This window comes from Pseudomonas sp. FDAARGOS_380, from assembly GCF_002591235.1.
Lineage (GTDB): Bacteria > Pseudomonadota > Gammaproteobacteria > Pseudomonadales > Pseudomonadaceae > Aquipseudomonas > Aquipseudomonas salmasensis.
Window position 1 is genome coordinate 6,010,825 of sequence record NZ_CP023969.1, and the last position, 25,040, is coordinate 6,035,864.

Consider the following 25,040-nt stretch of genomic DNA (forward strand, 5'->3'; position numbering starts at 1 on the left):
CCATCACGTACCGCTTTTAACCTTGGTCCAGACCCGCGTGCGAATACGCTCGGCCTTCAGCGGCAAGGGCTCAAGCGGAACCAATGTCGCCATGGTCTTTTTATCGGGATAGATCCAAGGGTTATCCCGCAACTTCTGCTCGACAAACTTCGTGGCATCTTTGTTGGCGTTGGGATAGAGCATGTAGTTGGAGGTCTTGGCTATCACCTGTGGCCGCAGCATGTAGTTGATGAATTCCAGAGCGGCCTTGGGGTGGCGAGCGTCCTTGAGCAACACCCAGTTTTCAGACCAGACCAAGGCGCCTTCGCGCGGCAGGCTGTAGGCAATCTTGCGGCCACTGTTGGACTTTTCATTAATCGCCTGCGCCGCCAGCGCACCATTGGCCCAGCCGACGACCGCACAGATATTGCCGTCTGCCAGGTCGGTGTCGATTCTCGACGAGTCGAAATAGAGTACATAGGGACGGATTTTCAACAACAGCGCCTGGGCCTTCTGGTAATCCTCTGGGTCAGTGCTGTTACTGGGCAGCCCCAGATAGTGCAAGGCAATGGAAATGATCTCGCTGGGGGAGTCGAGCATGGCCACGCCACAAGACTTGAGCTTGCTGATGTTTTCTTCTTTGAAGATCAGGTCCCAGCTGTCCACCGGCGCGTCATCACCCAGTGCCGCTTTGACCTTATCCACGTCGTAGCCAATGCCGGTGGTGCCCCAGACATAGGGCACGGCGTAGCGGTTACCGGGGTCATTGACCGCCAGCAGGGCCAGGATGTCAGGGTCGATGTGCGACAGATTACTCAACTGCGCACGATCCAATGGTTGCAACACCCCGGCCTTGATCAAGCCGGGCAATACATTGGAGGTGGCCACCACCAGGTCATAACCGGTGCGCCCAGCCATGACCTTGCTTTGCATGGTTTCGGCGCTGTCGAAGGCATCCATATGCAGCTTGATGCCGCTCTCCTGCTGGAATTGCTTGGGCGTCTGCGGCTCAAGAAAGCCAAACCAGTTATACAGATACACCGAATTTTCAGCGGCGGCTGCGGGCGTGCTGATTACAGCGCCCATAAACGAAGCTAAAAAAATAGCTCGCAAGTGTGCTCGACTCATATGACTATCCCTGTCCACACGACGCGCCTTCATGGCTATCGTAAGCTGGGGGTGAATATACCGAGCCTCGACGAATAGTAAATACCTACAAGTACTTAGCTCTGGCCTGCAAAGCCCTAACCCTAAAGGGGTAGAACATGTCGCTTGACCTTCATAGCCTGGCTTGGCACCGATCGGTTGGAAAACTGATCATGCAGCTCAATCGCCCGGAGTTCTGGAGTTCGTTGATTCGGGTACTGAATGAATATGTGCAGATAGACAATTGGGTGGTGCTGGTTTTCGGCGACCACGCAGTACGTGTGATCAGCCTGCCCGAGGTGGCCGACAGCGAAGAAATCGACGCCTTTATTCATCGCTATGTGAAAGGCCTGTATCTGCTGGACCCGTTCTATATCGCTGATCGAGAAAACCCGCAGAGCGGGTTCTTCCATCTGCTCGATATTGCGCCGGAACACTTCCGGGAAACCGAGTACTACCAACAATATTTTGCGCAGTACATCTCGGTCGATGAGGCGCAATACAACGTACGGCTCGATGCCGACAGAACGTTGTGCATGTCATTTGGCAGCAACCTGCGCTTCACCCAGGCGCAGATAACGGTATTGGATATGATCAAGCCGTGGGTAACGGCAATGATGCATCAACGCATGGGCTTTGAAACTGACCCGGCAAAAAACCTCGCCGAGCCGACCCCATGGGCCGAGGCACTTACTCAGTTGGAAACACACGTAACGACGCGTGAAAAAGACGTGCTCAAGTTACTGCTCAGTGGGTTCTCCAACAAAGAGATCGCGGGCAAGTTGTCGCTGTCGACGGAAACCATCAAGGTTCACCGCCGCAATATCTACAGCAAGCTGAATATCAAATCTCAGTCGGAGCTGTTTGCGCGGTTTTTTATGCCACGGCAGGAGATTACCTCGACGCTTTGAAGGGGGGCGGTGCGCTGGCGAGGTAAATTGCGCACAAACAAAAACGCCGATCATCACTGATCGGCGTTTTCGTTAAATATGGAGCGGGAAACGAGACTCGAACTCGCGACCCCGACCTTGGCAAGGTCGTGCTCTACCAACTGAGCTATTCCCGCAAATGGCGTCCCCTAGGGGACTCGAACCCCTGTTACCGCCGTGAAAGGGCGGTGTCCTAGGCCACTAGACGAAGGGGACACGCTACTGAAACACATGATGTGTGTTCCAGTGCCCAGAGGCCTTGTCCGAAGACTTGGTCCTGGTTTCACTCAATGCCGCCCGAGGGCCACACTGCTTGTAAATTGGAGCGGGAAACGAGACTCGAACTCGCGACCCCGACCTTGGCAAGGTCGTGCTCTACCAACTGAGCTATTCCCGCATATGGCGTCCCCTAGGGGACTCGAACCCCTGTTACCGCCGTGAAAGGGCGGTGTCCTAGGCCACTAGACGAAGGGGACACACGTACAACATTCACTCCCTACCCCGTTTCGCTGTGTGCTTTACGCTGTAAGTGGCGCGCATTCTATGGATGGATTGAAAGGTCGTCAACCCCCAAGGATAAATTTATTTAAATCAATGACTTCGCCATGGTTTCACGGCCTTCGCGGGCATTGGTGCCGTCCGAGCCTTGGCGCCTATATTCTGGCGTTCGACAAGGCGCTATAGTTCACCCAGGTAAATGATGGCAATGTGCATCCATTCAGGCAACGCCTACCTATATAGAAGAAATCACCTGGGCAACTGGTCGATCGGTCCTATCCGCCGGATGACCCAGTCACTACACTCCACAGCACACCCTATTAAAGAGGTCACACCGGTGACACCACTCATGATCACCCTGCTGGTAATAGCCGGGATCGTAATACTGATCGCCATTGGCTACATGAACCACGTGGTGGAAAACAACAAGCTGGAAAAGAAGCGCACCGAGATCGAGCTTAACGATCGGCTGCGTCGCTGCGGTGAAATCACCGAGACCTTCCCTGGCCAACTGATGACCCCAGCGCTCAAGCTGTTGCTGGCTCGCCTGGAGCTGAACGTCAACCAGCGCCTGTTGAACCTGAACAAGTCCAGCACACCACTCAAGGCGCGCATCAACGAACTGAATGCGCTGATCGCCCAAGGCGAGTCGATTCCAGTGGCCAACCCGCCGGCGCCGATCCAGACCGAAGCCAAGGCCAAGGACGTGCGCTTCTTGCTCGAAGCCCTGCACGGCCAAGTCACCCGCGCCGCCCAGGACGGCTTCCTGCCGACCAACGAGGCCAAGCACTGGATCAAGGAAATCCGGCATATCCTGGTGCTGCTGCACATCGAGTTTTTCAACAACCTCGGCCAGCACGCCCTGCTGCAAGGCCAACCCGGCCAGGCACGCCTGGCGTTCGAGCGCGGCGTGCAGTACCTGCGCAAACAGCCAGAGCCGGTGCTCTACAGCGCTCAGTTGCAACTGCTGGAATCCCAACTTGCGCCCGCCAACTCCACGGTGCTGACCAACAGCCAGCCTGCCGAGGACGAAGTCAACGAGCTGACCGAGGGCTTGAAAGTCGTTGACGCTGACGCCGAGTGGAAGAAGAAAGCTATTTACGATTGATGGCAACGCGAGCGCAATGCTCAAAGCAACGAAGATCAAAGGTGGGGCTTGCCGGCGAAGACGTCGGCTCAGCAAAGATTGATGTTGACTGACCCACCGCTTTCGCGAGCAAGCCCGCTCCCACAGTTCGATGGTGGGGTGTCAGGTAGGTGAGTATCGGCTGGCGGGCCTTCATCGCAGGCAAGCCAGCTCCCACAGTAGGATCGTGGGGTGTCAGGCCGCTAAGGAAAATCCGACTCTGCCACATGCCATTAATATGACCCTATCCCCCCGCCCCCGACTAGCGTAAAAAAGTGCCCCTCACTCCGTGAAATTAGAGGCCTGTTATGCCTGTCGCCGTGATTGATGGACAACCGCTGCACTATATCGACCAGGGCGCCGGCCCCGTCGTGCTACTGGGTTCGAGTTACCTATGGGCCAGCGACATGTGGGCGCCGCAGATTGAAGCGCTGTCGCAGCAATACCGCGTAATCGTCCCCGAATTATGGGGCCACGGTGAGTCCGGCCCGTTGCCAGCACCCACCCATTCCCTGGATGACCTGGCCCGCCAGGCCCTGGCACTGCTGGATCACCTGGACATCGCAGAGGCCAACCTGGTGGGCCTCTCGGTCGGCGGCATGTGGGGCGCACGCCTGGCGCTGCTGGCTCCCGAGCGCATCAACAGCGTGGTACTGATGGACACCTACCTCGGGGCCGAACCCGAAGCAACGTGCCAGTACTATTTCTCGCTGTTCAAGATGATCGAAGACGCCGGGGCGATCCCCGAACCGTTGCTGGATGTGATCGCGCCGATCTTCTTCCGCCCGAACATTGACCGCGAATCCGCGCTGTACCAGGATTTTCGCCAGTCACTGCAAAGCTTCCCCAAAGAACGCCTGCTGGACAGCATCGTGCCGCTGGGCCGCCTGATCTTCAGCCGCGAAGACATCCTGGCGCAACTACCGGCCTTGGACTCCGACACCACCCTGGTGATGTGCGGCGAGCAGGACAAACCCCGGCCACCGGCCGAGTCCGAGGAAATGGCCGAACTGATTGGTTGCAGCCTGATCCTGATCCCCGAAGCCGGGCATATCTCCAGTCGCGAGAACCCGGATTTCGTCAACGAGGCGCTGCTGACCTTCCTCGCCAACCACGCCTGATCGCCCTGCCCTCAGATCGCAGCGCCTTGGCTGCGATCAAAGGCGGAAATGCCCCACCATGCCCTTGAGTTGCGCGCCCAACTGCGCCAACTGGATGCTGGAGGCGGCATTGTCTTGCATGCTCAACGCCGAATGATCGGCACTCGCCCGAATACTGGTAACGCTGCGGTTGATCTCTTCGGCCACCGAGCTCTGCTCCTCGGCGGCGGCGGCGATCTGTTGGTTCATCTGCTGGATCAATGAAACAGCCGCCGCAATGCTACCTAAGGCCCCTTCGGTTTCCAGCGCATCACTGACCGCCAGCTTCACCAGCTCGCCGCTCTGCTGGATCTGCTGCACCGAGGACTGCGCCGCACTGCGCAGCGTGCTGACCAGCCGTTCGATTTCTTCGGTCGATTGCTGGGTGCGCTTGGCCAGTGCCCGCACTTCATCGGCCACCACCGCAAAGCCACGCCCTTGCTCACCGGCACGCGCCGCCTCAATCGCAGCGTTCAAGGCCAGCAGGTTGGTCTGTTCGGCCACGCTCTGGATCACGCTCAAGACGGTACCAATGTTCTGGATTTGCGCACTGAGGCTTTCGATACTGGCGCTGGCACTGCTGCTGGATGTGGCCAGCAGCTCAATACGCTGCAGGCTCATGCGCACCACCTGCTGGCCGCTATCAACCTTGGCATCCGCGGTCTGCGCGGCCTGGGCCGCCTGCTCGGCATTGCGTGCCACATCGTGCACCGTGGCGGTCATCTGGTTCATCGCCGTGGCGACCTGTTCGGTTTCGTCCTTCTGGTTGCTGACTTCGGCAGTGGTTTGCTCGGTGACGCTGGACAGCGAATGTGCGGAGCTGGCGAGCTGTTCGATCCCCGTCTGCAACCCACTGACCATCTGGCTCAAGCTGTTGCCCATCTGCTGCATCGCCTGCATCAACTGGCCGATTTCATCACGCCGGCTGACCTCCATGCGCCCACTCAGGTCACCCGAGGCGATCTGCTGGGCCACGGCGATCACCGCGCGCAACGGCGCAACAATCAAGCGGGTGATCACCCACGCAGCGATCAAACCCACCAGCAGTGCCAGAGCAGATGAACCGATGATCAACAGCGTGCTGTGCTGCAACTGCGTTTGCATGGACTGGTCTTCGGCGGCATACGCCTGGTTGACCCGGCTGACCACTTGCTCGGCGCGGTCATGCAATTGTGTGTAGACCACTTTTTCCTGGGCCAGCAGCCCGGTGTATTCGCCGAGCTTGTCACTGAACGACGCGATATGCCCGGAGACTTCATTGAGCACGGTCTGGTAGCCGGGGTCCTTAACCGTGGTTTTGAGTTTCTCGACTTCAGCCAGGGCCTGGTCGGCTTGCTCGATCTTGCCCTGCCCGGCGTCGTCTGCGTCTGCCCTGCGGCTCTGGTCCAGGCGCACCCGTGCTTCGTTCATGGCCTGCAACATCAGCCGCGACACTTGGCTGACTTGCCCTGCCTGCTCGATAAACTCCGCGCCCTCCTTGCCTTGGCTTTCCTTGAGGCCGTAGGCACCGTCATCCGCCAGCCCGGCTTGCAGCACATCCAGATTATTGGCCACGCTGGACACCGACCAACTGGCCATTTCCAAGGCGAGGTCTTTGGTCTGGGTCAACTCGACGAACTCATCGAATGCCTTGCGATAGGCGACCAAAGCTTGCTCAACGTCGCCCATCACTCGCTCGTTGCTGGCGGACCGAGCCTTGAGGCGCGTGGCCTGGGCCAGCAGCGCATCGACACTGGCATGCAGGGCGTCAACGGCCTTGGCGTCGGCGTGCAGCGCATAGTCCTGTTCGATCAAGCGCACCTTGAGCAGGTCACTGTTAAGCGTCGACATCGACGTGAGGCCTTCGAAGCGCTGGCCGATGGTCTGCAGGGACCACACACCGATGGCCGCGACCAGGGCCGTCAGCAGCAGTACCAGGGTAAAACCCAAGCCGAGTTTTTTTGCCATACCGAGGTTGGCGAAACGTCGTTGCACGCCCGAAATCATTGCACTTGATCCTCTTGCAATGGCAAATGCCATAGGCCAGGTTTACAAGCAGCGAGATTCGCAACCCCGAGGCACTGAGCACAAGCCGCTGGCGCCGGAATAATGGCAAAAAGCTACATGTGCGTCGTTTTCAGAATGGTCGAGGTCGATCTTGCCGCGCCCATGGCTCGAAACAGCGTCAACGCGCGTTGATCAGCGGCGTAGGCCACATTGATACGCAGCCATTCGCTGCGCTCCCCTGTCGGGCTGAACAACGCCCCCGGCGACAGCAACACACCGAGGCGCTGGGCGCAGGCTTGCAGCCGCGAGGGGTCGGCCAAGCCGGGTCGCGCCCACAGGAACATACCGCCCGCGGGCGCGGCAAATACCTGCCACTCTTCATCCTCCAGCACCTGCAACGTCGCGGCCATCTGCGCGTTCAGGCGCTTGCGCAGGCGCTGCACCCACTTACGGTAAGTGCCGTTAGTCAACAACGTCGTCACCATGGCTTCGGCAAAACGTGAAGTGCCGATGCCAGTCAGGGTCTTGAGTTGGGCCAATTGCGAGATGATCGCAGCACTGGCGCACAGGTAACCCACGCGCAGGGCGCTGCTCAGGGTCTTGGAAAAGCTCGACACATAGATCACCCGGTCATCATGGGCCAGCGCCGCCAAGCGTGTGCAACTGGCATGTTGCAGGTCGCCGTAGACGTCCTCTTCGATAATCAGGAAGTCGCGCTCGCGTGCCAGCTCCAACAAGCGCTCCGCCACCGGACGGCTCAAACTGGTCCCTGTGGGGTTGTGATACAGGCTGTTGATGAACAGGCACTTGGGTCGGTGGGTGTGCAGCAGCGCTTCCAATGCCGGGATATCCGGGCCACCACGGGTGCGCGGCACGTGCAGCAGCGTGACCCCCTGAAAGGCCAGTTGGCGATAGAGGTTGCCATACCCTGGGGTCTCGACCACCACCTTATCACCGGGCTTGAGCAGCGTGCGTATCAGCAGGTCCTGGGCATGGCTGGCGCCATGGGTGGTGAGGATACGGTCCAGGCTGGCGGGCACGTGTATCTGGGTCAGGCGCTTGAGCAGTTGTTCGCGCAACGCCGGCAGCCCCAGAGGCGTGCTGTAGTTGAACAGGCCGCCGGTGTCGGTACGGCTCAGTTCACGGATCGCGTAGCTGATGTCATCGCTTTCGCGCCAGGTGTCGGGTAGCCAGCCGCAGCCCAGCTTCAGCTCGCCCAGCGGGCCATCGGTAAAGGCGCCCCAGCCCTGTTCCGCACCTTCATACCAGTGGTTTTCGTGGGCCGTGGTGGGCTGCGCTACCACAAACCCTGAACCCTGCCTGGGGGCCAGCAGCCCCTGGGCCACCAACCGCTCGAATGCCTCGATCACGCTGGCCTGGCTCAGCAGGTTATCGAGGGCCAATTGGCGAATGGACGGCAAGCGTGTGCCAGGGCTGACCCCCTCCTTGCGAATCCATTCTGCCACCGCGCTGACGATCTGCTGAACAACCGGTACCTGGGCTTGTCGATCAATCCCTAAATCCATGAGCCACTCACTTAAACTGTCTGTTAACCCAAAACAGTTAAGCACAGAAGCCTGTTAAAACCGGTCGCCAACTTTTATTAAAGTATTGATTTTATTGAGTTATTTACCTACTGAAACATATTCAGGCACAGCCCACTGCCTGCCATGGAAACGCCCCACAGCGCCTGGATCTGTTTTCGAATGCCGCGCGACCTGCCGTCCTAGATCGCCGTCGCGCCACCGTCCACCGCCAGGGCCTGACCGGTGGTAAACCCTGCGCCATCACTGCACAGGTACAACACGGCGCTGGCGATTTCCTCAACCTTGCCAATGCGTCCAACGGGGTGCATGGCTGCGGCAAACTCAGCCTTGCGCGGGTCAGCCTCATAGGCGCGGCGAAACATGTCGGTATCAATCACGGCCGGGCAGACGGCATTCACGCGGATTTTCTTCTTCGCGTACTCGATGGCCGCTGATTTGGTCAGGCCGATCACCGCATGCTTGGACGCCGCATAGATGCTCATCTTCGGGGCCGCCCCCAACCCCGCCACCGAGGCGGTGTTGACGATGGCCCCGCCGCCCTGGGCCAACAGCAACGGCAGCTGATACTTCATGCACAGCCACACGCCTTTGACGTTAACCCCCATGATGGCATCGAACTCATCGAGACTGCCGTCGGCCAGCTTGCCCTTTTCGATCTCGATGCCGGCGTTGTTGAAGGCGTAGTCCAGGCGCCCATAGGTGGCGACGGTCTGCGCCATCAATTGCTGTACGTCGGTGTCGAGCGTGACGTTGCAGCGCACAAATATCCCTTCGCCACCGGCCTGGTGGATCAGTGCCACAGTGCCCTCGCCTCCCGCCACATCGAGGTCAGCGACCACCACCTTCAAGCCTTCGGCGGCGAATGCCAGCGCGGTGGCACGGCCAATACCAGCGGCGGCGCCGGTCACCAAAGCGACCTGGCCGGAAAACGTCATGCTCATGGGAACTGTCCTGTGGAGTTAGTAGCGGTGGAGCGAGTCTAGCCAACGCCGGGAGCCGCGCGTCAGCACTATCAGAAGGCCGGTTGGCGCTGCATGAATCGCAGTGATAAAGCCGCCCGGCTGATTATCAATGAGGCCTATTGCCGGGCATTCGCCTGCGCCGCACACCCTTGCCCTTCTGCCACTGAGGGTCTATCACTCATGTTCCATTTCTAAAGAGTCCTTGCCATGACCGCCCAGACCAACCGCCAATTTCTGCTCGCCAAACGCCCGGTCGGTGCCGCCACGCGCGAGACCTTCACTTACCAGGAAGTGCCGGTGGGCGAACCCCAGGACGGCCAGGTGCTGGTGCGCAACGAATACCTGTCCCTCGACCCGGCCATGCGTGGCTGGATGAATGAAGGCAAGTCCTACATTCCACCGGTGGGCATCGGCGAAGTGATGCGCGCCCTGGGCGTCGGCAAGGTACTTGCCTCGAAGCATCCGAACTTCGCGGTGGGGGACTACGTGAACGGTGCACTGGGCGTGCAGGATTACTTCCTCGGCGAGCCCCGTGGTTTCTACAAGGTGGACCCCAAGCTGGCGCCCCTGCCCCGCTACCTGTCCGCCCTGGGCATGACCGGCATGACGGCCTACTTTGCTCTGCTGGAGACCGGCGCACCGGAAGCCGGTGACACCGTGGTGATCTCCGGTGCTGCCGGTGCCGTGGGCAGCATCGCCGGGCAGATCGCCAAGCTCAAGGGCTGTCGCGTGGTGGGAATCGCCGGTGGCGCCGAGAAGTGCAAGTTCCTGGTCGATGAGTTGGGCTTCGACGCCGCCATCGACTACAAAAGCGAAGACGTGCCCGCCGCCCTCAAGCGCGAGTGCCCCAAAGGCGTGGACGTGTATTTCGATAACGTCGGCGGCGATATTCTCGACGCGGTGCTCAGCCGCCTGGCACTCAAAGCCCGCGTGGTGATTTGCGGTGCAATCAGCCAGTACAACAACAAGGAAGCGGTCAAAGGCCCGGCCAACTACCTGTCATTGCTGGTCAATCGTGCGCGCATGGAAGGCTTTGTGGTGATGGACCACGCGGCAAACTTTGCGGCGGCGGGTCAGGAAATGGCCGGCTGGATGGCCCAGGGCAAGCTCAAGAGCAAGGAAGATATTGTCGAAGGGCTGGAGACATTCCCGGAAACGCTGATGAAGCTGTTCAACGGCGAGAACTTCGGGAAGTTGGTGCTCAAAGTCAGCTGACACACCACAAAAACAGATGTGGGAGCTGGCTTGCCTGCGAAAGCGGTGGGTCAGATTAATTAATCTGACCCACCGCCATCGCGGCATAGGTATCTACACAACTGTGCAGTTCGCCGCAGCCACCGGGTAACCACGATGCGAAGCGAGCCGCTCTTGATCTTGATCTTAGGCGCCCCGTTAAACCACGCTGGCCGGAATTCGACAGGGATTTGGGGGGTAAACCGGCAGGGATGCCGGTTTAGCCGCCCCGCGCCATGGATGGCGCGTGGCGGCGGCCCCCCAAATCACTGGCGGATTACGGGCACACCGAGCCTAGGCGAGGTGCCGAGTGGTGGGGCAAGAGCGCTTTGCTTACTTTCGCGCTTTTCGAAAGTGAGCCGCTGTCAGAGCGGAACCCTAGGTGGCCGTTACCTAAATAACGGATATGTACCGGGTCTAACTGCGTTGACTATCAGGCCGTCACGGGAGCAAGCTCCCTCGCCACAGGTCCAGTGTCGTCCCAAAATTGTGTAGATACCTATGGCCATCGCGGGCAAGCCCGCTCCCACAGGGGATCTGTTCCTTGCACTGATTCTGTGGGCAGCCCACATTTTTTGCTCACTCTAAAAATCAGGCGATCTCGGCGACGACCGCTGCCAACGCTTTTGCAGGATCCGCCGCCTGGCTGATCGGACGGCCGATCACCAGGTAATCCGAGCCCGCATCCAGGGCCTGGCGCGGGGTCAGGATACGGCGCTGGTCATCCTGGGCGCTGCCGGTGGGACGAATACCCGGTGTCACCAGCTGCAACGACGGGTGAGCGTTCTTCAGGGCCTGGGCTTCCAGGGCCGAGCACACCAGGCCGTCGAGGCCGGCTTTCTGCGCCAGGGCTGCCAGGCGCAACACCTGCACCTGCGGCTCGATATCCAGGCCAATGCCCGCCAGGTCTTCGCGCTCCATGCTGGTGAGCACGGTCACGCCGATCAACAACGGTTTGGGGCCGCTGCGCTGTTCCAGCACTTCGCGGCAGGCGCTCATCATGCGCAGGCCACCGGAGCAGTGCACATTGACCATCCACACGCCCATCTCGGCCGCGGCTTTGACGGCCATCGCCGTGGTGTTGGGGATGTCATGGAATTTCAGATCAAGGAACACTTCGAAACCTTTGTCACGCAGGGTGCCGACGATTTCCGCCGCGCAACTGGTGAACAGTTCCTTGCCGACCTTGACCCGGCAAAGCTTGGGGTCCAACTGGTCAGCCAGCTTCAGTGCGGCGTCACGGGTGGGGTAATCCAGGGCGACGATGATAGGAGTCTGGCAGACGGACATTGGAATGGGCTCTCAGGCAAGTCGAAATCGGCGCGGATTGTAGCGCAAGCAGCGCCGTTGCGGGATCCGATGATCGGTAAATACCGATCAAGCGCCCAATACCGGCGATTCAGGGTAATTGTTTCAACCTCGATACATTCACGACACGCCCCCAATACGCCGCCCGGCTAGCCTCGCGCACATGACCGCCCGCCCAGCACTTCCAGCCCTGGAACTGGGCGCCTATGCTGACAGCCACAACCAGGCAGATGATCTCGCTATGCATACCCCTTGCGACCCTGTAAACGAAGCGCCAAAAGACGCGGTGATCGCCGAAGACAAGCGCTGGAACACCCGTGCGCTGATTGTCGACGACGACGTGCCGATCCGCGAACTGCTGATCGACTACCTGGCACGCTTCAATATTCTCGCCTCGGGTGTCACCGACGGCACCGCCATGCGCCAGGCCATGCAAGCGGAGACCTTCGATGTGGTGGTGCTCGACTTGATGTTGCCGGGCGAAGACGGGCTGACCTTGTGCCGCTGGCTGCGCGCCGAGTCGGACATTCCGATCCTGATGCTTACTGCCCGTTGCGAACCTACCGATCGCATCATCGGCCTGGAACTGGGCGCTGATGACTATATGTCCAAGCCGTTCGAACCCCGAGAACTGGTCGCGCGTATCCAGACCATCCTGCGCCGGGTGCGTGATGACCGCACCGAACAGCGGGCCAATATCCGTTTCGACACCTGGCGCCTGAACAGCGTCCTGCGCCAGCTGGTGGCCGATGATGGCCTGGTGGTGCCGTTGTCCAACGCCGAGTTTCGTTTGTTGTGGGTGTTTATCGAACGCCCGCGCCGCGTACTGAGCCGCGAACAGCTGCTGGACGCGGCCCGTGGGCGCTCCATCGAGGCTTTTGATCGCAGCATCGACTTGCTGGTGTCGCGCCTGCGCCAGAAGCTGGGGGATGACCCCAAGGCTCCGCAATTGATCAAGACCGTACGCGGCGAAGGCTACCTGTTCGACGCCCGGGATATCGGTTGATGCGCGCCCCCTTCAATACGCTGTTCGGGCGACTGTTCGGCCTGTTGTTGGTGGCGATTGTGCTGGCCCACGTGCTGGCATTCTTCTGGTTCCACCACTACGGCCCGCCGCCACCGCCCCGCGCGGCGTTCGTCGAACAACCGGACGGCAGCCTCACGCCCTTGCGCAAGGCGCCTCGCCCCTGGTTCGGTGGCCCGGTAGTGCCCCTGACATTTCAATTCATCTCGCTGATCATCGCCGCCTGGTACGGCGCCAAACTGCTGAGCCGGCCGATCCAGCGCCTGAGCGCGGCGGCCGAGCGCTTGAGCGTCGACCTCGACAGCCCACCCCTGGTGGAATCCGGCCCTCGCGAAGCACGCCAGGCGGCCTCCACCTTCAACCTGATGCAAAAGCGCATTCGCGAACAGGTCAGCCAGCGCGCCCGCATGCTCGGCGCGGTCTCCCATGACCTGCGCACCCCGCTCTCGCGCCTCAAGCTGCGCCTGGAACAGATCGAAGATCCCAAGCTGCAAGGCCAGATGCGCCAGGACCTGGACGACATGATCGGCATGCTCGATGCCACCTTGAGCTACCTGCACGAACAGCGCACCAGCGAGACACGGCATTGGCTCGATGTGCAGGCATTGGTGGAGTCTTTAAGTGAAAACGCCCAGGACCAAGGCCGCGACGTGCAATTTTCCGGCACCTGTACGCCGTTGCAGGTGCAGCCGATGGCCCTGCGTTCCTGCCTGAATAACCTGATCGACAACGCCCTGCGCTATGCCGGCACCGCCCGGGTAGAACTGGCCGACAGCCGTGGCGCCCTGGTGATCCGGGTGATCGACCACGGCCCGGGGATCGCCGCCGATAAGCGCGAAGCGGTGTTCGAGCCGTTCTTTCGCCTGGAAGGGTCGCGCAACCGCAATTCCGGGGGGGTCGGTTTGGGGATGACCATTGCCCGGGAGGCCGTCGAGCGACTCGGTGGCCACCTGAGCCTGGAGGACACACCGGGCGGTGGGTTGACGGCGGTGATGTGGTTGCCGAGGGTTTAAGCACTCCCATTACCTGACGCGCCGCGATCCAAATGTGGGAGCTGGCTTGTCGGGTCGCCGCATCGCTGCGAAGGCGGCCTGGCGGTCAACACAGTTGGATTGTGTACATATCCATTGCTGCGGTAACGGCCACCTAGGGTTCCGCCCTGACGGCGGCTCACTTTTGAAAAGCGCAAAAGTAAGCAAAACGCTCTTGCCCCACCACTCGGCACCTCGCCTAGGCTCGGTGTGCCCGTAATCCGCCAGTGATTTGGGGGGCCGCCGCCACGCGCCATCCATGGCGCGGGGCGGCTAAACCGGCATCCCTGCCGGTTTACCCCCCAAATCCCTGTCGAATTCCAGCCAGCGTGGTTTAACGGGGCGCCTAAGATCAAAAGCAGATCAAGATCAAGAGCGGCTCGCTTCGCATCGTGGTTACCGTCGGCTGCTACAGGCTACAAAGCTGTGTAGATACCTATGGCTATCGCAGGCAAGCCAGCCCACAGGTGCAGCGTCGCATGACAGTTATGTAGTCACCGATCAGTTACACGGTTTGTCTTCACGGCGCACCTGCGCCTGGCTCGCGCTCCAGTCTGTCAGCAGGCTGTAAGCCACCGCCAACAACGTCGGGCCGATAAACAGGCCGATAAAGCCGAACGCTATCAACCCGCCAAACACGCCCAACAACACAATCACCAACGGCAGGTTGCCGCCACGGCTGATCAGGTACGGCTTGAGCACGTTATCCACGCCGCTGATCACGAACGTGCCCCACACGCCCAGGAACACCGCGTAGGTGTAGTCGCCCTTCCACGCCAGCCACGCCGTGGCCGGGATCCACACCAGCGGCGGGCCCATGGGAATCAGGCTGAGCAAGAAGGTCACGATACCCAGCACCAACGCGCCCGGTACGCCAGCGATCAGAAAGCCGATCAGCGCCAGCAGCGCCTGGGCCGCAGCGGTGCCGATCACACCATTGACCACCCGCTGCACCGTGCCGGCCACCAGTTCGATGTAATAGCCCGCGCGCTCGCCAATCAGACGCTCCAACAGGCGGTGCACAAACATCGCCAGGCGCGGCCCGTCACGGTAGAAAAAGAACACGAAGACCAGGCTCAGGGTCAGCTCAAGAATGCCGCCGCCGATTTGCGCACTGCGCGCCAACAACCAATTGCCGACCTGGCCCAGGTACGGCTTGATGCTCACCATCAGCGCCGCGCCTTGTTGATCAATACTGTCCCATGTCGCCACCAGGCGCTCGCCTACGAAGGGGATCGACCCCAACCAGGTCGGCGCCTCGGGCAAGCCGTCGACCTGGATGTCCTTGATCAGCGCCACTGCATCACGCACATGGTCCGCCAGGTTGAACCCCAGCCATACCAATGGCACTGCCACCAGCAACATCCAGCCCAACGTCAGGATGCCAGCCGCCAGGGATTCCCGACCGCCGAGCCAGCGGGTGAGCAAACGCATCAGCGGCCAACTGGCAAAGGCCAGCACCGCGCCCCAGAACAGCGCCGACCAGAACGGCGCCATGACCCAGAAGCTGGCACCAAACAGCACCAGCAGCAGGATTTGCACCAGCAGGCGATCGTTATTGAGCATCGGGTATCTCGAGAAGAAGGCTGTAGAAAGAGAGCTTAGGCGAACGGCGCGGGTCCGTTCGCCCTGTGGTGCTTAGCGTATCAGATGCAGATGCAGTCCTTGGGTTTCACCGCTGCCGGTTTCCAGACGGGCGGTGCGCACGCCCTTCTCTACCAGTGCCTGGCGCCAGGCCTCAGCCTTCGGCCCGCTCAGGCTGACGCGCAGGGTGGTGTCGAGGTTCAAGGCTCGGGATATCAAGGTCAGCCAGGTGTCATCCGGTTCGGCGCCCAGCGCGGGGAAATCCAGCTCGCCGGTGCTTTTGAGTTCACGCAGCAGGGTGGCCGAGGTGGGCAGCAGGTCGCCCAAGGGCGCGCTGGCGTCGAGTTGCTCCACATGCAGGTAGGCGCGGCGGTTACCACGGGTGATGCCGTACAGCGCGACCAGGGAATTGTCCTGCGGGGCGGCCAGGCGTAGCAGCAGGTATTCCTGTTGGCCGTCGGCGCCCACCAGCTTGGCGTTGCCGAACACTTCGTTGGCCCACAGGCTGCTTTCGCCACAATCGCGGGCCTTGCACCAGAACAACAACTGCGCACCCTTGGCCTGCAAGGCTTCGCGCGTTGCGGTAAAGGCAGCGCTGGAGCTGTGTTCGGCGGGCAGTTCATAGGTGATTGCAGTGGCCGGGCCGCGTGCGATGGCCTGGCCTTCGTAACGCAACTGGCCGCTGATCTTGCGAATCGCGCCCATGGGGTAGATGCGTTCCTTGTCTTCAGCGGGGCGGTAATCGACGATTTGCGCATCCACCTGGCGGGCTACCGCCGGCAGATCCTGGCTGCCCGGCAGGTCGGCGGCAAATACCAGGGGGCTGAAACAGCAAAGGCCAAGGGCACGGATACTTCCTTTACCCAGGCTCATCGGATCAGTGAGCCCTGGCCAATGTTGGTCACAGCGATATTGAGTGTGTTCATGGTTGACTCCCTTTCAATCCGCCCAGCCTCGGCAGTTGACCCCGCCAAGTCAAGGCGTGGAGAAGAACCGATTGAAACAGTCTGCAACAAGAGCCGCGCCGGGCTCGTCATTCAGGTGTAAATGATGGCCGCCTGGCAGCGTGGTAACCGTGAAGGGTAGCTGAGAAAGCAATTCGGGATGTTTCGCCAGCATGCCGTCAGCCGCGACCACCAACTGCGTAGGGCACCCTACCCGTCGCACGAAAGCCATGGCTTGTTCTTCGGTCAGGCGCATCGGTGACGCCAGGGTCAGGCGGCTGTCGCTGCGCCAGGTGTAACCGCCCGGTACCGGCATCAAACCGCGCTGGGCCAGGAGCTGCGCCGCTTCACGGCTGACCGCCACCACGCCTTTCATCCGCGCCTCAACCGCTCGATCAAGGCTGTTGTAGACCGGCTTGCGCTTATCTTGCAGGCTCAATTGCGCCTGCAAGGCCATGCCCAGGCGCTCGGCCGCGTTCTCGCCGCTGGCGGTCGGTGGGATCACGCCGTCGATCAGGCCCAAGTGCGTCACCCGCTCCGGCAAGGCTCCGGCTAATACCAGAGAGACGATGGCGCCCAGGGAGTGGCCAAGTAATGCAAAACGTTTCCAGCCCAGTTGCTCGGCCACCTGCAGCACGTCGTAGACGTAATCCCACAAGGCATAACCGGCGCCGGCCGGGCGATGCGCCGAATGCCCATGCCCTGCCATGTCCAGGGCAACGATGCGCAAACCGTGCAACTTGGGCGCAAGGCGCGCAAAGCTGTTGGCGTTGTCCAGCCAGCCATGCAGGGCAATCACCGGCAGGCCGTCCTCAGGCCCGAACAGATGCGCGGCCAGTTCGATATGCGGCAGGCTCAGGCGAACCTCTTCGACAGGCGTGCTCATGCGCAATTTCGCTCACGGGCCTGCCAGCGAGCGAACAGCGTCTTGATCAAGGCAGCAGTGTCCTGAGGGCGTTCGAGCGGGAACATATGGCCGCCGGGCATGGTGAGCATTTCGCCCATGGGCAGGCGGTCGACGCCACTGGCATGGTGACGCATCACCACCCGGCTCTGGCGACCACGCACCACGGCCAGCGGCACCTTCAACTGGCGCACCTGGCCCGGGCTGGTGTGCGGCACGCCGCGATAGATGCTGATTTCGGTGGCCGGGTCGAACCGCAGGCGCAGGCGGTCGCCCACTTGCTGCAGGCCATGTTGCAGGTACGCGTCAAAGCAATCGGGGTCGAAGCCACGGAACAGGGTCTTGCCGGCGAAGTAGCTGCGCGCGGTGTCCAGGTCGGTGAATTCTTCGCGCCGGCCAAGGGTGCGCCCGGCTGGGGTGAGGCGGTCGATAAAGCCAAAGCGCTTGGCAGCGCGGATCACCCAGCGGTCTGCGCGGGTGAGCACCGGTGAATCCAGCATCACCACGCCCCGGTACAGGTGCGGGCAGCGCATGGCCGCGTGCAAATGCAGCACGCCGCCCAGGGAGTGGCCCACGCCCCACACTGGCTCTGGCTGCTGCTCCAGATGGTGGATGAGTTCGTCCACCAGGTTCTGCCAGTTATCATCCACCGGGAACCTGGGGTCGTGACCGTGCTGCGGCAGATGTGCCACTGCATATTCCGGGGCCAAGGCGGCAAACAGTTTGCCGTAGGTGGCCGAAGGGAAGCCATTGGCGTGGGTAAAAAACACGTGCTGCGACATACAGTTTCCATCAACCAAAACAGAGGGGGATTGTCACCATGCCCGGCGCCTACAGCAATGACTGTAACTGCCAGGAATGATGACACTCACGCCACGCCTATCGCGCCGGCTGTTGTTCACCCAGCGGCACCACGGCCATGGTCAGGCGTGAGACACAACTGGCCTTGCCCTCGTCGCTGCTCAAGCGGATGTCCCACACCTGGGTGGTGCGCCCGATATGAATGGCCTTGGCCACCGCCGTCACCCGCCCGCTGCGCACGCCGCGCAGGTGGTTGGCGTTGACCTCCAGGCCCACGCAATAGAACTTGCTGGCATCAATGCACAAATAGGCAGCCATGGAGCCGACACTTTCGGCCAGTACCACCGAGGCGCCACCGTGCAGCAGGCCGTAGGGCTGATGGGTGCGGTGGTCGACCACCATACTGGCGGTGAGGGATTCGTCGTCGAAGCTTTCGAAACGAATATCCAGCAATTCACCGATGGTGTTTTTCTGGATCGCGTTGAGGTGTTCGATATTCGGTTGGGTACGCCACAGGCTCATACGGTTGTCCTTGTTGGTTTTATTACGGCCCTAATCCTGCCACAGAACGGTTTCGCCGCGCGCGCTCCACGCTTGCAAATGTGGCCCGTACGTCGACTCGATCACGTTGCGCTTGATCTTCAAGGTCGGCGTGAGAAAGCCGTTTTCCACCGCCCAGTGATCTTTCACCACCACCAACTGCCCCATGCGCTCATGCTTATCCAGGCCGGCATTCACCTGTGCCAGCCAACGCTGAAGGCCACTGCCCAGGGCGTGGCGGTCCTCGCACGGCCCCGACAACACGCACAGCCCGATCGGTGCGCTGAGCCCCTCGCCGACCACACACACCTGTTCAATCCGTGCATGTTCGGCCAGGCGGTTTTCAATCGGCGCCGGGGCCACGTATTTGCCTTTGCTGGTCTTGAAGATCTCCTTGAGGCGCCCGGTCAGGCGCAGACGACCGTCAGCGTCCTGCTCGCCCTTGTCCCCCGTGCGCAGGAAGCCATCTGCGGTGAGCGTATCCGCGGTTTTCTGCGGGTCCTTGAAATACCCCAACATGGTCGCGCCACTGTGTACCTGCACTTCCCCTGACGGGTCGATGCGCACTTGCACACCTGGGCAGGGCTGGCCGATCCAACCGAGCGTTTGCCCGCCTGGGCGACACACATGGGAATAGCCGCAGTTTTCGGTCATGCCATACACCTCCAGCACATCCAGGCCCAGGCGCTGATACCAACGCAGCAACGCCTCGGGCACCGGCGCCGCGCCGGACAGAGCGATACGCAGCGCATCCAGCCCCAGACCGGCGAGGACTTTATGGCCGACGCGCTTGCCGATAAAAGGCAGGCGTAACAGGGTATCAAGGCGTTTTTCCGGGATTTTGGCGTAGACGCCCAGTTGGAATTTGGTCCAGATGCGCGGCACACCAAACAAGGCCGTCGGCCGCGCCCTGCGCAGATCGGTGAGGAACGTCTCCAGGCTCTCGGCGAAAAAAACGGTTTGCCCGGTATAGATCGACGCCATTTCAACAAACATCCGCTCCGCCACATGGCACAGCGGCAGGTACGACAGCAACCGGTCACCCTCCCCCAGGCCGAACAACTCAGTACCGCGCGTGGCAGCAAAACCCAAGGCGCCGAAACTGTGCATCACCCCTTTAGGCAGGCCGGTAGTACCGGAGGTGTAGATAATAGTGGCCAGGCTGGCGGCATCCGGCAGCGGGTTGTCCTGGATAGGAGAACAGGCTTGCAGGTCCATCCAACTGAAATCGAAAGTCCCCTCCGGACACAGCGGCAGGCTGATAGTCGGCACCCCCGCAGGAACGCCAGGCGCCATCGCCGGCCAGTCATCGAGTTTACCGATCAACGCCAACCGCGCCTGCGAATGGGTCAACACATGGGCGACGGACTCAGCGGTAAGGTTGGGATAAAGCGGCACCGACACATGCCCGGCCATCCAGATCGCCAGGTCGGCGATGATCCAGTGGGCGCAGTTTTTTGAAATCAGCGCAATGTGCGAGCCCAGGGGCAACTTCCGCGCACGCAGCCAGTGCGCAGCGCAACGCGCCTGGTGGCCCACCTCGCCCCAGGTGAGGGTCTGCACCTCACCGCCGCCGATGGGCTGAACAAGAAAAACTTTACGCGGGTGCCGCGCTTCACGCTCAAAGAAGACCTGCAACGGCAAACGAAAAGCGACAGGCATGGGACGCGCTCCTTTGTGATCCGAGATACAGCCAACCAAGCACTTGCTTGGTTGACTGTATAGCACAGGAGAAGGAAACGGCCTGCAGCTAACCCGATGCGAAGCGAGTCGCTCTTGATCTGCTTTTGATCTGCTTTTGATTTTGATCTTAAGCGCCCCGTCAAACCACGCTGGCCGGAATTCGACAGGGATTTGGGGGGTAAACCGGCAGGGATGCCGGTTTAGCCGCCCCGCGCCATGGATGGCGCGTGGCGGCGGCCCCCTAAATCACTGGCGGATTACGGGCACACCGAGCCCAAGCGAGGTGCCGAGTGGTGGGGCAAGAGCGTTTTGCTTACTTTTGCGCTTTTCAAAAGTGAGCCGCCGTCAGGGCGGAACCCTAAGCGGCCGTTACCGCAGCAATGGATATGTACCCAATCCAACTGTGTTGACTGCCAAGCCGCCTTCGCGAGCAAGCCCGCTCCCACAGTTGGATTGTGGGGTGTCAGGTGGACAGGTGTCGGCTGGCAGGCCGTCATCGCAGGCAAGCCAGCTCCCACAGTTGGAGTGCGTTAGGGATTCTTCACATCCACCAGACTCATCAACCCCGCCAACGGAAAGTCCCCCTCAAGCTGCGCCAAGCTGGCCGTATACATCGGCTGTGGCTGACGCTGATGCCCATGCTGCAAAAAACTGATCAGGTTGCCCACCAACGGCTGGTGGCTGACCAACAGCACGTCGTCATCAGTATCGAGCTTCTCCAGCACCTGTCGAACATCCTCATCGGGCGTCAGCCACGGCACCGTAAGGATCTCGCGCTCAAACCCCAGCACATCGCGCACCAACTGCGCCGTCTGCTGCGCTCGCACATAAGGGCTGGCAATGATGGCGCCCAAGGGCTGGCCAATCAGGTGCGCAGCACTGCGCAAGACTTCGGCACGCCCATGCTCGGTAAGGTTGCGCTCGGCGTCCGTGCGCGCATGCGCTTGGGCCTCACCGTGACGCAAAATCCATACCTTCATAGCTTCGGCTCTTCATCACGCACCGGGTGCGGTGCCGGCGGTACGCTGTGGGCCGCTTCACCTTCGGGCGCACGCGGGGTTGGCCAATCGGCGAACGGCCAAGGCTTTTGTTCAGTGTGGAAGCTGCCAAAGCGGCCGATCTGCGCCAGGAACTGGCTGAGGCTGTCGCCAAAATTCATCAGACCCAGGTTCGGTGCGCCGTAGATCAGCCGGTAAATCAATTGCACCACCACCAGCGCGCCGAGCAGGAATTGCGCCACCTGCCATACCAGCGCAAACACCAGCATCCACAGGATGCGCAAGACAATCGACTCGTAAGGAGGGGCAGCTTTGGGATCGTTCATGACGCGTTCCTCAGTTGAAACCACTGGTGGAAATAAAGTCGACATCGGTCTTGGGCTCGGCCCGCATCAGCAACTCGATGACCTGGTTCAAGGTGCGCCCTTCGAACAGGATCGCGTGCAGCCCGGCGACCAGCGGCATATATACGCCCACTTCCTGGGCCTTGGCCTTCAAGACCTTGAGGGTGTTGACCCCTTCGGCCACTTCGCCCAGGCGGGTCACTGCCTCGTCCAGGCTCAGCCCTTGGCCCAAGGCAAACCCGACCTGATAGTTGCGGCTTTTAGGCGATGAACAGGTGACGATCAAGTCACCCACGCCCGCCAGGCCGAGGAAGGTCATGGGGTTGGCGCCCTGGTTCACCGCAAAACGGGTCATCTCGGCCAGGGCACGGGTGATCAACATGCTCTTGGTGTTTTCGCCCATGCCCAGGGCCACGGCCATGCCGGCAATGATCGCGTAGACGTTTTTCAACGCCCCGCCCAATTCGACGCCGAAGCGATCGGCGCTGGCGTAGACCCGGAAAGTACGGCCATGCAGCACCGCCTGGACGCGCTCGCACAAGGCCTCGTCTTCACTCGCGACCACGGTGGCGGTCAACGCGTGCTCGGCGACTTCCCGCGCCAGGTTCGGCCCGGACAGCACGCCAATACGCGCCTGCGGGGCGATTTCGGTGAGGATTTCACTCATCAACTTGAAGGTGTCGGCCTCGATGCCCTTGGTCAGGCTGACCAGCAGCTTGCCGGCCAGGCGTTCGGCGTGGGGTGCCAATACCGAGCGCAAGGCGCTGGAAGGCAGCGCGACGAAGCACAGGTCGCAGGCCGTGAGGGTTCCCAGCAGGTCGGTCACCGGCTCGACGGCAGGATGAATCTTGATACCTTTAAGGTAACGGGGGTTTTCGCGATGCACGCGAATGGCTTCGGCCTGCTCGGGGTCGCGCATCCACTGGCGCACCGCGTGGCCGTTCTCGGCCAGCAGGTTAGCCACGGCGGTACCAAAACTTCCGCCTCCCAGGACCGCAATAGGGCGCTGTTCAGTCATATGCAATCCGTTAATCCATACCAGTGGCGATGGCGGCATTATACGGGGCGCCCGGCTTGCGGCCAGCCCCCGTATCAATTCGCGGGGTTGTCGGAAAATGCCATGGAGGTGCGAAGTAATTGCAAGTCCTACGACTGGCAAATAGCCGCGCCTCGGTTAACATGGGCGGCTATCCGCAATTAACAAGGCCGTGCCGTGTATCTAGGCCCCCCTCCTCGCTCATCACTGTTATTGATGCTGGCGTGCGCTACCTGCGCGCAAGCCGACGATCTATTCCTCGACAGCCAGCCGCTGCCGCAGGTCTTGACCGCCACGCGCCTCAAGCAATCGGCCGCCGCCGTGCCCGGCAGCATGACGGTGATCGACAGTGAGCTGATCAAGGCCAGCGGCGCCCGGGACATCTCGGAACTGCTGCGGCTGGTCCCGGGGATGATGGTCGGCTACACCAGCGGTAACCAGGCCTCAGTGAATTACCACGGCACCAGCGCCAGCGACGCACGGCGCATGCAGGTGCTGATCGATGGGCGCTCGGTCTACCGCGCCGGCCTGGCCACGGTGGACTGGAGCGATATCCCGGTGGCCATGGAGGATATCGAGCGTATCGAGGTGTTTCGCGGCCCCAACACGGTCAGCTACGGTGCCAATGCGCTGATGGCGGTGGTGAATATCCTCACCCGCTCGCCGGCCAATAGCCATGGCTCGCGGGTAAAGGTCATCCGTGGCGAGCGTGGCATCAATGACTTCTATGCCAGCCAGGGTGTGGGCTGGGAGACCGGCGATTTGCGCTTGTCCCTGTCCGGGCAACAGGACGATGGTTTTGACAGCGACGCGGCCGGCGCCGACCGCCGTGACGGGCGTCGTCTCAACCGTTTCAGCCTGGCGGTGAGCCAGACCTTGAACGCGCAACAAAGCCTCGACTGGCAACTGAACGTCAAGGAAGGCACCAACCAACGCCCATACACCTACACCCCAGTGTTTGCCGGGATTACCGAAGGCGGCAGCAATTCCGACGTCACCGCCAAAGACTACGCGGGCTCCCTGCGCTGGAACTTTGACTTCAACCCCGACCACAGCCTGTATATCCAGGGCTCGGCACAGCAATGGGACCGCAAGCAAATCTGGAAAGCCTGTGACGCCAAGGCCTCGTTCAGCCCTGAACTGACCCAGCTATGGCAGCTCAACCCCAACTATGCCGAATTGCTGGCGCGGCACATGGACACTTACAGCCAAGGCTCCGCCCCACCGGGTAACGCCGCCGAACAGGCCTTGGCCAACCAGGTGCTGGACCAGTGGCGCAACGGCGCCAACCAGAGCGTGTGTGGCGATATCGACCAGAGCACCCGTGAAAGCCGCTACGACCTGGAGATCCAGGACACGCTCAGCCTCTCCGACAGCCTGCGCCTGGTCAGCGGCATGAATTACCGCTACGACCGCGCCGATTCCGAGACCTACTTCAATGGCACCCTGGACGACACCACCTGGCGCCTGTTTGGGCACCTGGAATGGCGCGCCAGCGAGCACTGGCTGCTGCAAGGTGGCGCCATGTACGAAGACACCCACCTGAGCGGCAACTCGCTGACGCCACGGGTGGCGGTCAATTACCTGATCAACCCCCGCCACGGCTTGCGCGCGGTTTACTCCGAGGCGATCCGCTCGCCGGACATGTTCGAGAACAACGTCAATTGGAGCTATCGCGTCACCAATCTCAGTTCGCCGACCTATGGGCAAAACGCCGGGCAATATTTTGTCGTGACGCGCGGCCCCGGCAACCTCGACAAAGAGTTGATGCGCTCGCGCGAGCTGGGCTACAACGGCTTCTTTGCCGAGCTGGGGCTGAATGTCGACGTGAAGCTGTTCTATGACGAAATCACCGACATGATCAGCTCGCCGCTGCGCAACAACCAATACATCGCCAGCAACGCCAACAGTGCGCGCTTTAGCGGTGCCGAGTCGCAGTTCGACTGGCGCGTGAGTAACGCCGACCGCCTGCGCCTGACCTATGCTTATGTAGACGCCACCTCCAGCAACCCGCGGGACAAGGCGCAAACCGCGCGTAACAGCGGCGCGGCCGGTTGGCTGCGTGAATGGGGCCAGGGTTGGTCCAGCGCCTTGTTCTACTATGGCGACGACGCACTCAACCAGTATCGCTTCCAGCGGGTCGACCTGCGGGTGGCCAAGCGCATCGCCGTAGGCAAAACCAATGTGGAGCTGGCGGGCATGTTGCAACAACGCCTGGACAACCAGCCCACCACCTGGGCCGACAACAACTACGACCATCGCCACGTTCTCTACTTCAGCGCCGAGCTGGACTTCTGA

At 61.1% G+C, this 25,040-nt stretch carries 21 protein-coding genes, 4 tRNA genes and 1 pseudogene; 7 read left to right on the forward strand and 19 right to left on the reverse strand.

Features of this window, described 5'->3' with window-relative positions; genetic code table 11:
* Nucleotides 1-3: 3 nt before the first annotated feature.
* Nucleotides 4-1,107, reverse strand: coding sequence for a polyamine ABC transporter substrate-binding protein (locus tag CRN80_RS27900; protein WP_098952208.1), 1,104 nt, complete (start codon nucleotides 1,105-1,107; stop codon nucleotides 4-6).
* Between the two features lie 137 nt (nucleotides 1,108-1,244).
* On the opposite strand from CRN80_RS27900, the gene CRN80_RS27905 reads away from it, so the two are divergent.
* Nucleotides 1,245-2,036, forward strand: a complete 792-nt coding sequence (locus tag CRN80_RS27905) for a LuxR C-terminal-related transcriptional regulator (protein ID WP_044273038.1) — start codon at nucleotides 1,245-1,247, stop codon at nucleotides 2,034-2,036.
* Nucleotides 2,037-2,115: 79 nt separating this feature from the next.
* On the opposite strand, the gene CRN80_RS27910 is transcribed toward CRN80_RS27905, so the two are convergent.
* The 4 genes from CRN80_RS27910 to CRN80_RS27925 all read right to left on the reverse strand — a co-directional run bounded on the left by CRN80_RS27910 (nucleotide 2,116) and on the right by CRN80_RS27925 (nucleotide 2,530).
* Nucleotides 2,116-2,191 (reverse strand) — tRNA-Gly (locus tag CRN80_RS27910).
* Between the two features lie 3 nt (nucleotides 2,192-2,194).
* Nucleotides 2,195-2,270 (reverse strand) — tRNA-Glu (locus CRN80_RS27915).
* 105 nt (nucleotides 2,271-2,375) lie between these two features.
* Nucleotides 2,376-2,451, reverse strand: a tRNA-Gly gene (locus CRN80_RS27920).
* Between the two features lie 3 nt (nucleotides 2,452-2,454).
* A tRNA-Glu gene (locus tag CRN80_RS27925) sits at nucleotides 2,455-2,530 on the reverse strand.
* 359 nt (nucleotides 2,531-2,889) lie between these two features.
* On the opposite strand from CRN80_RS27925, the gene CRN80_RS27930 reads away from it, so the two are divergent.
* Nucleotides 2,890-3,660, forward strand: coding sequence for a hypothetical protein (locus tag CRN80_RS27930; protein WP_178081030.1), 771 nt, complete (start codon nucleotides 2,890-2,892; stop codon nucleotides 3,658-3,660).
* 326 nt (nucleotides 3,661-3,986) lie between these two features.
* Nucleotides 3,987-4,799 carry an alpha/beta fold hydrolase gene (locus tag CRN80_RS27935; protein ID WP_098952211.1) on the forward strand — a complete coding sequence of 271 codons (813 nt, stop codon included), beginning with the start codon at nucleotides 3,987-3,989 and terminating at the stop codon, nucleotides 4,797-4,799.
* A gap of 36 nt (nucleotides 4,800-4,835) precedes the next feature.
* Here the strand turns inward: CRN80_RS27935 and CRN80_RS32230 are convergent, their stop codons facing one another.
* From CRN80_RS32230 to CRN80_RS27950, 4 genes and pseudogenes are all read right to left on the reverse strand, one after another.
* Nucleotides 4,836-5,753 carry a methyl-accepting chemotaxis protein gene (locus CRN80_RS32230; protein WP_371861815.1) on the reverse strand — a complete coding sequence of 306 codons (918 nt, stop codon included), beginning with the start codon at nucleotides 5,751-5,753 and terminating at the stop codon, nucleotides 4,836-4,838.
* A pseudogene (locus CRN80_RS32235) lies at nucleotides 5,742-6,836 on the reverse strand (HAMP domain-containing protein); the annotation flags it as partial. The gene CRN80_RS32230 and the pseudogene CRN80_RS32235, both read right to left, overlap by 12 nt.
* A gap of 80 nt (nucleotides 6,837-6,916) precedes the next feature.
* Nucleotides 6,917-8,329 (reverse strand): PLP-dependent aminotransferase family protein, encoded by a 1,413-nt coding sequence (locus tag CRN80_RS27945; RefSeq protein WP_098952213.1) that lies wholly within the window; start codon nucleotides 8,327-8,329, stop codon nucleotides 6,917-6,919.
* Nucleotides 8,330-8,529: 200 nt separating this feature from the next.
* Nucleotides 8,530-9,291 (reverse strand): SDR family oxidoreductase, encoded by a 762-nt coding sequence (locus CRN80_RS27950; RefSeq protein WP_098952214.1) that lies wholly within the window; start codon nucleotides 9,289-9,291, stop codon nucleotides 8,530-8,532.
* A 228-nt stretch (nucleotides 9,292-9,519) separates the two neighbouring features.
* Here CRN80_RS27950 and CRN80_RS27955 point away from each other — a divergent pair, with 228 nt between their 5' ends.
* The gene (locus CRN80_RS27955; RefSeq protein ID WP_098952216.1) at nucleotides 9,520-10,527 is read left to right on the forward strand and encodes an NADP-dependent oxidoreductase; all 1,008 of its coding nucleotides are present in this window, start codon (nucleotides 9,520-9,522) and stop codon (nucleotides 10,525-10,527) included.
* A 609-nt stretch (nucleotides 10,528-11,136) separates the two neighbouring features.
* Here the strand turns inward: CRN80_RS27955 and pyrF are convergent.
* On the reverse strand, nucleotides 11,137-11,835 hold the full coding sequence (gene pyrF, locus CRN80_RS27960; protein WP_003190068.1) for an orotidine-5'-phosphate decarboxylase: 699 nt from the start codon (nucleotides 11,833-11,835) through the stop codon (nucleotides 11,137-11,139).
* A gap of 259 nt (nucleotides 11,836-12,094) precedes the next feature.
* Between pyrF and CRN80_RS27965 the strand changes: the two genes are divergently transcribed.
* Together CRN80_RS27965 and CRN80_RS27970 are read left to right on the forward strand one after the other, a co-directional pair.
* Nucleotides 12,095-12,859, forward strand: coding sequence for a response regulator (locus CRN80_RS27965; RefSeq protein WP_014717756.1), 765 nt, complete (start codon nucleotides 12,095-12,097; stop codon nucleotides 12,857-12,859).
* Nucleotides 12,859-13,890 (forward strand): HAMP domain-containing sensor histidine kinase, encoded by a 1,032-nt coding sequence (locus tag CRN80_RS27970; protein ID WP_044273032.1) that lies wholly within the window; start codon nucleotides 12,859-12,861, stop codon nucleotides 13,888-13,890. Before CRN80_RS27965 ends, CRN80_RS27970 begins: the two co-directional genes overlap by 1 nt.
* Before the next feature lie 519 nt (nucleotides 13,891-14,409).
* On the opposite strand, the gene CRN80_RS27980 is transcribed toward CRN80_RS27970, so the two are convergent.
* The 9 genes from CRN80_RS27980 to CRN80_RS28025 form a co-directional block, all read right to left on the reverse strand.
* Nucleotides 14,410-15,474 (reverse strand): AI-2E family transporter, encoded by a 1,065-nt coding sequence (locus CRN80_RS27980; protein ID WP_003190063.1) that lies wholly within the window; start codon nucleotides 15,472-15,474, stop codon nucleotides 14,410-14,412.
* A 72-nt stretch (nucleotides 15,475-15,546) separates the two neighbouring features.
* A complete protein-coding gene (locus tag CRN80_RS27985; RefSeq protein ID WP_098952220.1) occupies nucleotides 15,547-16,365 on the reverse strand; it encodes a DUF4892 domain-containing protein in 819 nt (272 codons plus the stop codon).
* Between the two features lie 102 nt (nucleotides 16,366-16,467).
* Nucleotides 16,468-17,322, reverse strand: a complete 855-nt coding sequence (locus CRN80_RS27990; protein WP_098952222.1) for an alpha/beta hydrolase — start codon at nucleotides 17,320-17,322, stop codon at nucleotides 16,468-16,470.
* Nucleotides 17,319-18,122 carry an alpha/beta fold hydrolase gene (locus CRN80_RS27995; protein ID WP_056788499.1) on the reverse strand — a complete coding sequence of 268 codons (804 nt, stop codon included), beginning with the start codon at nucleotides 18,120-18,122 and terminating at the stop codon, nucleotides 17,319-17,321. The genes CRN80_RS27990 and CRN80_RS27995 overlap by 4 nt, the downstream gene beginning before the upstream one ends.
* A gap of 97 nt (nucleotides 18,123-18,219) precedes the next feature.
* Complete coding sequence (locus CRN80_RS28000) at nucleotides 18,220-18,663, reverse strand: hotdog fold thioesterase (RefSeq protein WP_098952224.1); 444 nt, start codon at nucleotides 18,661-18,663, stop codon at nucleotides 18,220-18,222.
* A 30-nt stretch (nucleotides 18,664-18,693) separates the two neighbouring features.
* Nucleotides 18,694-20,343: an AMP-binding protein gene (locus CRN80_RS28005; protein ID WP_098952226.1), complete on the reverse strand. Its 1,650-nt coding sequence runs from the start codon at nucleotides 20,341-20,343 to the stop codon at nucleotides 18,694-18,696.
* 551 nt (nucleotides 20,344-20,894) lie between these two features.
* Entirely contained in the window at nucleotides 20,895-21,344 is a 450-nt protein-coding gene (gene sixA / locus CRN80_RS28015) for a phosphohistidine phosphatase SixA (protein ID WP_032892620.1), read from the reverse strand.
* A complete protein-coding gene (locus tag CRN80_RS28020; protein ID WP_003190047.1) occupies nucleotides 21,341-21,688 on the reverse strand; it encodes a DUF4389 domain-containing protein in 348 nt (115 codons plus the stop codon). The genes sixA and CRN80_RS28020 overlap by 4 nt, the downstream gene beginning before the upstream one ends.
* Nucleotides 21,689-21,698: 10 nt before the next feature.
* Nucleotides 21,699-22,724: an NAD(P)H-dependent glycerol-3-phosphate dehydrogenase gene (locus tag CRN80_RS28025; RefSeq protein WP_098952230.1), complete on the reverse strand. Its 1,026-nt coding sequence runs from the start codon at nucleotides 22,722-22,724 to the stop codon at nucleotides 21,699-21,701.
* A gap of 195 nt (nucleotides 22,725-22,919) precedes the next feature.
* Between CRN80_RS28025 and CRN80_RS28030 the strand changes: the two genes are divergently transcribed.
* Nucleotides 22,920-25,040, forward strand: a complete 2,121-nt coding sequence (locus tag CRN80_RS28030) for a TonB-dependent siderophore receptor (RefSeq protein ID WP_098952232.1) — start codon at nucleotides 22,920-22,922, stop codon at nucleotides 25,038-25,040.